The following is a 9,492-nucleotide window of genomic DNA, read 5'->3' as shown; positions in this document are numbered from 1 at the left end:
TGAGGGTTTTCAAATCCTCCGAAGTCATAGACGGTATCAGGGTAGAGGGGGATTTTGTTCGGGTAATAGCGGGCATTTTTGTATTTGTTGAGCGCGACCGACATATCGTTGGTCGCATAGCGATAGCGCAGATCTTTGGCAAGGGAAAATGCGAGGGAGGTTTTACCCACTCCCCCTTTGGTTGAAGCGATAGAGATGATTGCCATGAGTACCTTCGCTAACTTTTTTAGTATGGTATCATAAAGAGTATTTTATCGTCAAAATTTATGGCATATTGTCAAAAGAGTTTAGTGTACTATAGCAGTATTAATACTATGAGGGAATCATTATGGCCTATTTTCCTATGTTTATAAATTTGAATGAGCGAGATTGTTTAGTGATCGGAGGAGGTGAAGTTGCTCTTCGGAAGATAGAACAGTTAGTCAAATTCTCACCCCATTTGAATGTGATTGCCCCTTGTATTCACCCCGAGATTGGTGATTTGGCTCAAAAATATCCGATAACGATAGATATACGTCCCTATACCATCAATGATTTGGAAGGGCGATTTTTGGTTATCGGAGCATTGGATGATTTATCCGAACAGGAAAAAATTTTCCACTATTGCAGTGAGCATCATATCCACGTCAATTGTGTAGATTCTCCTCTATGGTGCTCATTTATATTTCCGGCATTGATTGTCAATGATGATTTATGCATAGGGATAAATACTGCAGGTCGTGCTCCGGCGGTGAGTTCGGCACTACGGCAGTATCTCACCAAAATGATTCCAAAAGGGGTAAGTGATTTGATCGACAAAGTTGATTTTATACGTCAAAGTGAACCTGTCGGCAAACCTCGACAAGCAAAAATTATTACTATCTGCAAAGCTTTTTTCGAACAATAAACCCTACCTTATCACTTTACTTTACTGTTTTTCAATCTAAAACCCTATTTATTTACTAGTAATTAAACCCCATTAAATAGGGGTTTTTGCGCCAATTATATAATAAAACATACTAATTCAATAGAATTACTTGACAATGTTAAAAAAACTCCCTATAATTTCTCCATTCAATAAATGAATGAACATTCACTTATTATGAATCTCATCAATGAAAGGAGTGAACAATGAAAGTTGCAGCCAATGTTACGGAGTTAATCGGAAACACACCGCTTATTACGTTAAATCATTTTTCAAACGGGTCAACAAAGATCATAGGAAAGTGCGAATTTATGAATCCCTCGGGTTCAGTTAAAGATCGGATTGGATGCAACATGATCCTCCAAGCACTGCAACGCGGTGAGATTAGCGATGAGAGTGTCATCATAGAACCGACCAGTGGAAATACCGGGATTGCGTTAGCGAGTGTCGCTGCGAGCCTCGGATTGAAATTGATTTTAACAATGCCGAGCTCCATGAGTTTGGAACGCAGACGTCTTTTGGCGGCTCTGGGCGCGCAGATTGTATTGACGGAACCGGAGAAAGGGATGGGTGGAGCAGTTTTAAAAGCGAATGAGCTGGGAGCATCTATCCCTAATGCAGTTGTTTTGCAACAGTTTAATAACGGGGATAATCCTGATATTCATCGTCATACGACGGCGGAAGAGATATGGAGAGATACCGACGGGAAAGTTGATATTTTTGTTGCGGCTATCGGAACAGGGGGAACGATTACCGGTGTGGGAGAGATACTTAAAGCGTATAACCCCGACATTCAAATCATTGCGGTAGAGCCTGATGCTTCAGCTGTTCTTTCGGGTGAATCAGCAGGTCCTCATAAAATTCAAGGGATTGGAGCCGGATTTGTTCCTCAGGTACTTAATCGTGATGTTTATGATGAAATTATCCGTATCACGAATGATGAAGCGATTACGACGTCAAGAGCAATTGCTAAAACAGAAGGACTCTTAGTGGGAATTTCAGCGGGAGCTAATGTAGCGGCGGCGAAAAAAATTGCAGAACGTCCTGAAAATCAGGGGAAAACAATCGTAACAATTTTGTGCGATACGGGAGAACGGTATTTAAGTACGGAGCTTTATGAGTTTCCCCCTGACAATGTGTAAGAGGGGAAAAAATGGGTGAAAAACATTATAGAAGTGTGATCAAGGCGATCTCATGGCGTACAGTCGGGACAATTGATACGATAATCGTCTCTTATTTCATTACAGGAAATTTAGTGATGGCAGTTTCCATCGGTTCAATCGAAGTGGTTACGAAGATGTTCTTATATTATTTACATGAAAGAGCATGGGACAGAACCAATTTTGGGCGGGTGAAACCCTCCGCTAACGATTACCAAATTTAGGAGAATCAATGAGCATTAATTTAGATGTATTGAATCAGCGATTTGAAAAGGAATCGATTGAATTTTTATTGACGTGTTATTTGGAAGCCCATAAAGGACGGATTGCGTTAGCCTCTAGTTTTGGCGTAGAAGATCAGGTTTTGGTGGACATGATGTTGCGTATCGATCCGACGGTAAAAATATTTACCCTCGATACCGGAAGACTTAGCGAAGAGACCTATAGTGTGATCGATCAGACAAACCGAAAATATGGGATCAAAGTAGATATATATTGTCCTGATAAAGAAGCTCTTGAAGCGCTTTATCAAGAACAAGGTGTCAATGGATTTCGAGAGAGTGTAGAGAATCGAAAAACATGTTGTAACGTGAGAAAAATGGAACCACTACGCAGAGCTTTAAGCGGTTTGGAAGTATGGATTACCGGATTACGCCGATCTCAGTCTCCGACACGTGAGACGATGCAACTTATCGAATGGGATGAAGGAAACGGCTTGATCAAACTTAATCCGCTTATAGAGTGGAGTGAGAAGATGGTATGGGATTATATTATCGAAAATCAAGTTCCATACAATGTGTTACATGATCATGGATATCCGAGTATCGGGTGTGCTCCATGTACGAGAGCAATACGTGAGGGGGAAGAACTCCGCGCCGGACGATGGTGGTGGGAGAACCCTGAACATAAGGAGTGTGGACTCCACTTAAAAGGGAACTGACAATGAAATTTTTGTTAGAAATTTTGGATGGAATACTCGAGGATGACGAGTACTCGCATCGCGCAGAGTTGGCCGATTGGGCTATTTTTATTTGATTGAAAAACGGTAGCAAAGGAGAAGACCATGATACCTCAAGAGAGAAAAACACATTTAAAGGCATTAGAAGCCGAAGCGATTCACATTATGCGTGAAGTGGTCGCAGAATTCGATAATCCGGCAATGCTTTATTCGATCGGCAAAGACTCATCGGTGATGCTCCATTTGGCGATTAAAGCATTTTATCCGGCAAAACTGCCGTTTCCTCTGTTGCATGTTGATACGACATGGAAGTTTAAAGAGATGATCGAGTTTCGAGATCGACGGATCAAAGAGTTGGGGTTAACGTTGTTAACACATGTCAATCCTGATGGAATTGCTCAGGGGATTAACCCATTTGTCCATGGGAGCGCCGTGCATACGGACGTGATGAAGACGGAAGGGTTGAAACAGGCGCTTAATTATTATGAATTTGATGCGGTATTCGGCGGTGCTCGACGGGATGAAGAGAAAAGCCGCGCGAAAGAGCGGATCTATTCATTTCGGGATAAAAACCACCGTTGGAATCCTAAGAATCAACGTCCCGAACTATGGAAAATATATAACGGACGGGTTCACAAGGGAGAGAGTATTCGGGTATTTCCCCTCTCAAACTGGACGGAACTCGATATTTGGCAATACATCTATTTGGAGCAGATTCCAATCGTTCCGTTGTATTACTCAGCACTGCGTCCCGTCGTTGAGCGTGATGGGGTGAAAATAATGGTGGATGATGAACGGTTTCCTCTGAGTGAGGGAGAAGTTCCGACCATCGAGAACGTTCGTTTCCGTACACTGGGATGTTACCCGTTGACGGGAGCGGTGGTAAGTGATGCGGCAACATTGCCGGATATCATCCAAGAGATGCTGTTGACGAAAACGTCTGAACGTCAAGGGCGTCTGATCGATGCCGACAGTGCAGGCTCAATGGAGAAGAAAAAAATTGAAGGATATTTCTAATGGCACATCAAAGTGATTTGATAGCCACCGATATCGAGGGCTATCTAAAAGAACAAGAACACAAAGAGTTGCTCCGCTTTATTACCTGCGGGAGTGTGGATGATGGCAAAAGTACCCTTATCGGGCGATTACTGCATGACTCCAAAATGATTTTTGAAGATCAGTTGGAGTCTATCAAGAACGATAGCAAAAAGTCGGGAACGACAGGAGATAAAATCGATCTGGCGCTTCTGGTCGATGGATTACAAAGCGAGCGGGAGCAGGGAATTACGATTGATGTAGCGTATCGCTATTTTTCGACCGATAAACGAAAGTTTATTATTGCGGATACCCCTGGTCATGAGCAATATACACGAAATATGGCGACGGGAGCTTCTACGGCTGATTTGGCGATCATCCTGATCGATGCACGTTATGGGATTGTGACGCAGACGCGTCGTCATTCGTATATCGTCCGTCTATTAGGGATCCGTAATGTAGTGGTTGCTATCAATAAAATGGATTTGGTCGGTTTCGATCAAGAAGTCTTTGATAAGATCAATGCTGAATATAGAGTCTTTGCTGAAGAGTTAGGGATTCAAGAGATCTATTCGGTTCCTCTTTCAGCGCTGGATGGCGACAACGTCGTGACGAAGAGTGAGCGGAGCCCGTGGTATGAGGGATCAACGTTGTTGGAAATTCTTGAAGAGGTTCCATTAGCCTCTGCCGCAGTAGATGGAGCGTTTCGCATGGTAGTGCAATACGTTAATCGACCAAATCTGGATTTTAGAGGATTTGCGGGAACAATCGCATCGGGAACAATCCGTGTCGGTGATACGATAACAACTTATCCGTCCCTCAAACAAGCGACGGTAAAAGAGATCGTGACGTATGATGGAAATCTCGAATCAGCATCGACTGATGATGCGATTACGTTAACGTTGAATGAAGAGATCGATATTAGTCGAGGAAATGTTTTGATCAAAGCGGATGAGTCTATTTTGCAAAGCAATGCGATTAAAGCAAATTTGGTCTGGATGGACGAAGAGAAGTTTCTCCCTGGCAAGAGTTATTTATTTAAACGGGGATCAACCTGTACGACGGTATTTGTCGAGCGAATCGATTATCGTGTGGATGTAAATACACAAGAGCGTCATGACGCATTGGAATTGGGACTTAATGATATCGGATCGGTCCGTTTGGTTTTAGGTGAGCCGATTGCCTTTGATTTGTATGAAGAGAATCGTGAGATGGGTGGATTTATCCTCATCGATAAGATTACAAATAGCACAGTTGCAGCGGGGATGATTACCCAAAGCACTGAAAATGAGAAACCGCTACAAAGCAATGTATCGGAATTTGAGATAGAGCTGAATGCTCTTGTACGTCGGCATTTTCCTCATTGGAATGCTGCAACAATCGTTTAAGGAGCGATGAGATGGCGAATGAAACAAAAGCGGAACGTATCGAGCGTATTAAACGCGAAAAAGACGGATTGGACGTCATCGCCGACATTTATCGATATGCAAAAACTGGTGAGCCAATAGACCCTGAAGATATTGATCGTTTTAAATGGTACGGTATTTATACTCAAAATCGCAATCTTCAGGACGTCGATGATGAAACTCAGTATTACATGCTCCGAGTTAAGCTCGAAAATGGATATTTGAGTGCTAAACAAGTAGAAGTATTAGGTGATATTTCGGTTGAATTTGCTCGTGAAAGCGGTGATGTGACAACAAGGCAGGATATTCAGTTTCATTGGCTGAGTATCGAGGATATTCCAGTGATATTGGAACGTCTCTCAATCGTCGGTTTGAGTGTTCTCGGTGCATCAGGCGATTGTCCCCGTAATATCGTGAGTTGTCCGGTAAATGGGATCGATCACGATCAAATTGATGATGTCCGTGATGTGGTGGTTGCATTAAACAACCTTTATCGCGGAAATCCAGATTTTTCAAACTTGCCAAGAAAGTTTAAAATCGGGGTGAGCGGATGTAACAAACACTGTATTCAGCATGAAGTTCAGGACTTGGGATTTACTGCCGTAAAAAATGGTAATGATCTCCGTTTTAGTGTCAGTGTTGGAGGTGGGCAGGCGAGCAACCGCCGTATTGCCGATCACATCGGGTATGTTAAACGTCGGGATATTATCAAAATAGCCGAAGCAGTTGCCCGTATTTATCGTGACTCAGGTCGACGTGATAACCGTTCAAAAGCTCGTTTAGGTCATCTAGTGGAAGATTGGGGTGTAGAGAAATTTGTTGAAGAGTTGGAAAAAGTTTCCCGTGTTACGTTGGAACGATACGACTCGGCACCTTTTACTCCTTATCCGCGACGCAGCCATTTTGGCGTTGCCTCTTCGGTACGCAAAGGGTATAACACCATTGGTTGTGCCCTAACCAGCGGACGGATTAATGGAGAGAATTTGTTGAAGCTAGGACGTATCCTCGATTTTTATAAAGCCGATGGGATTACCCTAACGACGACGCAGAATTTCGTGATTTTAAATGTTCATACCGATGCAACCGAACCGATGATAGACACGCTTAAAGCGGTTGGTTTTCATCCCTATCCGTCGGTTTTTGAGGCACGGACATTGGCATGTACGGGGTTGAATTTTTGTAAGTTCGCGGTGAGCGAGACGAAAGGTTTGGCGATTGAAGTGGTTAAGTATCTTAATCACCGATTCGAGGGTTTTGATGAACCGGTCAGCATCAGTATAAACGGCTGTCCGAACTCGTGTGCACATCCTCATATTGTTGATCTTGGGTTTGTCGGTGCGATCGTAAAACGGGGTGATGAACGTCTCAAAGGGTTCGATCTGATCGTCGGAGGGCATCTCGAAGGCGAACAAAGCCGTTTTGCCGTAAAGACCGGAGTTAAAGTGACGGCTGAAGAGGTAGCACCTTTAATTGAATCACTAATCCATGATTTTGAGGCGAGTGATAGCCAGAATTTTGGATATTTTTTACGGGAGAAATACGATCATGAATCAACTGTTTCGTCCACTGCTTGAAGAAGGAGATAAGTTTAAGCAAATAGTGCGTAATACGATCGGAGTACATAAAAAAACGTATTTCGATTTCACTGCGTCGGGGCTGGCGTATGAACCGATTGAAGAGCGGATACATGAAGTTCTTGAAACCTATGCGAACACTCATTCTAAAGAAGCGTCGATGGCAGCGCGTACGGATCAGCATTATCGTGAAGCGAGAGAACATTTGAAATCGCTACTGGGGTTGGATGATGAGTTCGCCCTTATGCCGTGCGGATGCGGTGCTACAGGTGCGGTAAAACGGCTTCAAGAGATATTGGGACTCTATATCCCGCCGGCAACGCGGGCGAGGTATCTGGCATTGCCGATCAGTAATGAGCTTCCGTTGGTGATTATCGGACCGTATGAACACCATTCCAATGACATTAGCTACCGTGAAGCACTTTGCGAGACCATTCGGATCGGATTGAACGACAAAGGGTTGGTGGATATTGAACAGCTTGAGTCTATTCTCCAAGAGAATGCTCATCGAGAGCTTATTGGGACGTTTTGTATCGCTTCGAATGTGACGGGTACGATTACGCCTTACGTCGAAATATCGAACATTTTACGTCGCTATGGAGCGATCGTCTGTTTTGATGCGGCGGCTTCATCGCCGTATCTCAATATACCGTGTGAGTTGTATGACGCAATGTTCTATTCGCCCCATAAACTTTTGGGTGGACCGGGGTCATGCGGATTGCTGGCAATTCGCAAAAATTTATTCGATGCAGATGCCAAACCGACATTTGCCGGTGGGGGAACGGTACGGTATGTGAGTCGTAGCAGCCATTTCTTCATCGAAGAAGTGGAAGATCGTGAAGATGCCGGAACACCGGGGATTTTACAGCTTATCCGCGCGGCGCTGGCATATCAGCTCCGCAATGAACTTGGATTTGATTGGATTGCTTCACGTAAAAAAAGCTTGTATGCGCGTTTTACAGAGGGGTTGAGAGAGATTGAGGGAGCGACGTGCTATGGATGTCGCAAGGCTGAGAATATCGGAATCGTTTCATTTAATATCAAATATATCGACCCATACAAACTGTGTGAGATTTTATCCGAGTCGGATGGATTTCAAACACGGGCAGGGTGTTCGTGTGCCGGACCTTACGGACACGATTTGTTAGGATTGGAGGATGATACTCCATTCCAAACGCGACCGGGATGGTTGCGAATTAGTATCCATTATTCGCAAGAGATAGAGGACATCGATGCGTTGTTGGAAGCTATTAGAAAATCGATAAAGAGGCTCGAATGACAAAAATTATTCAAAATTATTCAGCCGAATCCAATACGTTTTCGGTGAGAAAAGGGAAAGTATACCTCGTAGGCTGTGGTCTTGGGGATGTAGAACAGTTGACGCTCAAAGCTTATCGGATCATCCGTGAAGCTCAGATCGTTTTGTATGATCATCTTATTACCGATGAAATTCTGGCATTGATTCCAGATGGAACACGTAAAGTTTATGTCGGAAAACCTCAAAAAAGCCATAGTATTAGTCAGGATCGTATTAATAATCTGATCGTAGATTACGCATCACAAGGATACAGTGTTGCACGGCTAAAAAGCGGTGATCCGTATATTTTTGGACGAGGTGCTGAAGAGGCACTCTATTTAGGTGAACGAGGGTATATTGTAGAAGTAGTTGCAGGGATATCCTCATCGATTTCAGGTCCGGCATGTGCAGGAATACCGCCGACTGCACGAGGATACGCCGCCAGTTTTTCGGTGGTATCGGCCCATCTGAAAGATGACAAATTTAATGGTGATTGGCTTGCCCTTCTTACGATACCGAATCATACGACGGTGGTGTTGATGGGGCTAAGTTTGGTGAGTGCTATTCGTCGAGCGGCATTGAAATCGGGAGTAGCAAAAGATTTGCCGGCTGCTATTATTTCCAACGCATCTCGTCCCGAACAAAAGAGTGTCGTGACTACGTTATATGGATTAACGAAAGCGGCTAAAACGGTTGATGGTCCCGCCGTTATTGTTTTTGGAGATGTTGTAAAATTGCATGGAAAACTGCCGGAGTTTGTATCCCAGTCGGTAGAAATCAGATAAAGTACATCGATTGCTGATCCAGAGCATTTCCCTGATCGACAAGATTTTGAAGTGTTTCATGAAAAACACTTTTCATCTCTTCTCGTACACGCCCCCAATATAAATGCAATATTGGCTGTAATCCCTCATCCGCAGGGGTGCAAAGTTCCCCCTCCAACGTAAAAAGAATTTCATAAACATGAATTTGTGCAGGAGCTTTGGCGAGCAAATAGCCTCCTCCTGCTCCACGGATACTTTGGATAAGTCCCTCTTTACGCAATGTTGCAAGGATTTGTTCCAAATAGTTTTGGGGAATGTGGGCTTTTTCGGCGATGTCACGAATTTGAAGATGTCCTTGCCCGTAGTGGAGCGCTAACTCATACATGGCGGCGAG

10 protein-coding genes and 1 pseudogene are annotated in these 9,492 nt (G+C 43.8%); 9 read left to right on the top strand and 2 right to left on the bottom strand.

Features of this window, described 5'->3' with window-relative positions:
* A pseudogene (locus JZU62_RS07060) lies at window positions 1-206 on the bottom strand (hypothetical protein); the annotation flags it as partial.
* 122 nt (window positions 207-328) lie between these two features.
* Between JZU62_RS07060 and JZU62_RS07055 the strand changes: the two are divergent.
* From JZU62_RS07055 to cobA, 9 genes are all read left to right on the top strand, one after another.
* Window positions 329-886, top strand: coding sequence for a bifunctional precorrin-2 dehydrogenase/sirohydrochlorin ferrochelatase (locus tag JZU62_RS07055; RefSeq protein WP_295013280.1), 558 nt, complete (start codon window positions 329-331; stop codon window positions 884-886).
* Between the two features lie 224 nt (window positions 887-1,110).
* Window positions 1,111-2,046 carry a cysteine synthase A gene (gene cysK, locus JZU62_RS07050; RefSeq protein WP_295013279.1) on the top strand — a complete coding sequence of 312 codons (936 nt, stop codon included), beginning with the start codon at window positions 1,111-1,113 and terminating at the stop codon, window positions 2,044-2,046.
* 11 nt (window positions 2,047-2,057) lie between these two features.
* A complete protein-coding gene (locus tag JZU62_RS07045) occupies window positions 2,058-2,288 on the top strand; it encodes a DUF2061 domain-containing protein (protein ID WP_295013278.1) in 231 nt (76 codons plus the stop codon).
* Window positions 2,289-2,296: 8 nt separating this feature from the next.
* Window positions 2,297-3,004: a phosphoadenylyl-sulfate reductase gene (locus JZU62_RS07040; protein ID WP_295013277.1), complete on the top strand. Its 708-nt coding sequence runs from the start codon at window positions 2,297-2,299 to the stop codon at window positions 3,002-3,004.
* Window positions 3,005-3,127: 123 nt separating this feature from the next.
* The gene (gene cysD, locus JZU62_RS07035) at window positions 3,128-4,039 is read left to right on the top strand and encodes a sulfate adenylyltransferase subunit CysD (RefSeq protein WP_295013276.1); all 912 of its coding nucleotides are present in this window, start codon (window positions 3,128-3,130) and stop codon (window positions 4,037-4,039) included.
* Window positions 4,039-5,445, top strand: coding sequence for a sulfate adenylyltransferase subunit CysN (gene cysN, locus JZU62_RS07030; RefSeq protein ID WP_295013275.1), 1,407 nt, complete (start codon window positions 4,039-4,041; stop codon window positions 5,443-5,445). The genes cysD and cysN overlap by 1 nt, the downstream gene beginning before the upstream one ends.
* A gap of 11 nt (window positions 5,446-5,456) precedes the next feature.
* Window positions 5,457-7,037, top strand: a complete 1,581-nt coding sequence (locus JZU62_RS07025; protein ID WP_295013274.1) for a nitrite/sulfite reductase — start codon at window positions 5,457-5,459, stop codon at window positions 7,035-7,037.
* Window positions 7,009-8,316 carry an aminotransferase class V-fold PLP-dependent enzyme gene (locus tag JZU62_RS07020; RefSeq protein WP_295013273.1) on the top strand — a complete coding sequence of 436 codons (1,308 nt, stop codon included), beginning with the start codon at window positions 7,009-7,011 and terminating at the stop codon, window positions 8,314-8,316. The genes JZU62_RS07025 and JZU62_RS07020 overlap by 29 nt, the downstream gene beginning before the upstream one ends.
* A complete protein-coding gene (gene cobA / locus JZU62_RS07015; RefSeq protein ID WP_295013272.1) occupies window positions 8,313-9,119 on the top strand; it encodes a uroporphyrinogen-III C-methyltransferase in 807 nt (268 codons plus the stop codon). The genes JZU62_RS07020 and cobA overlap by 4 nt, the downstream gene beginning before the upstream one ends.
* Here cobA and JZU62_RS07010 read toward each other — a convergent pair.
* Window positions 9,112-9,492: Rrf2 family transcriptional regulator (locus tag JZU62_RS07010; RefSeq protein ID WP_295013270.1), on the bottom strand; the 381-nt coding region annotated here is incomplete at its 5' end. The genes cobA and JZU62_RS07010 overlap by 8 nt on opposite strands.

Source organism: Sulfuricurvum sp. (assembly GCF_019163035.1).
Taxonomy (GTDB): Bacteria; Campylobacterota; Campylobacteria; order Campylobacterales; family Sulfurimonadaceae; genus Sulfuricurvum.
The sequence above is the reverse complement of the archived record's forward strand: the minus strand, read 5'-3'. Positions and strand labels throughout refer to the sequence as shown.

What these genes read in the sequence shown, in the direction of transcription:
- JZU62_RS07055 (WP_295013280.1), top strand. Translation starts at nt 329, where the DNA reads ATGGCCTATTTTCCTATGTTTATAAATTTGAATGAGCGAGATTGTTTA.
- cysK (WP_295013279.1), top strand. Translation starts at nt 1,111, where the DNA reads ATGAAAGTTGCAGCCAATGTTACGGAGTTAATCGGAAACACACCGCTT.
- JZU62_RS07045 (WP_295013278.1), top strand. Translation starts at nt 2,058, where the DNA reads ATGGGTGAAAAACATTATAGAAGTGTGATCAAGGCGATCTCATGGCGT.
- JZU62_RS07040 (WP_295013277.1), top strand. Translation starts at nt 2,297, where the DNA reads ATGAGCATTAATTTAGATGTATTGAATCAGCGATTTGAAAAGGAATCG.
- cysD (WP_295013276.1), top strand. Translation starts at nt 3,128, where the DNA reads ATGATACCTCAAGAGAGAAAAACACATTTAAAGGCATTAGAAGCCGAA.
- cysN (WP_295013275.1), top strand. Translation starts at nt 4,039, where the DNA reads ATGGCACATCAAAGTGATTTGATAGCCACCGATATCGAGGGCTATCTA.
- JZU62_RS07025 (WP_295013274.1), top strand. Translation starts at nt 5,457, where the DNA reads ATGGCGAATGAAACAAAAGCGGAACGTATCGAGCGTATTAAACGCGAA.
- JZU62_RS07020 (WP_295013273.1), top strand. Translation starts at nt 7,009, where the DNA reads ATGAATCAACTGTTTCGTCCACTGCTTGAAGAAGGAGATAAGTTTAAG.
- cobA (WP_295013272.1), top strand. Translation starts at nt 8,313, where the DNA reads ATGACAAAAATTATTCAAAATTATTCAGCCGAATCCAATACGTTTTCG.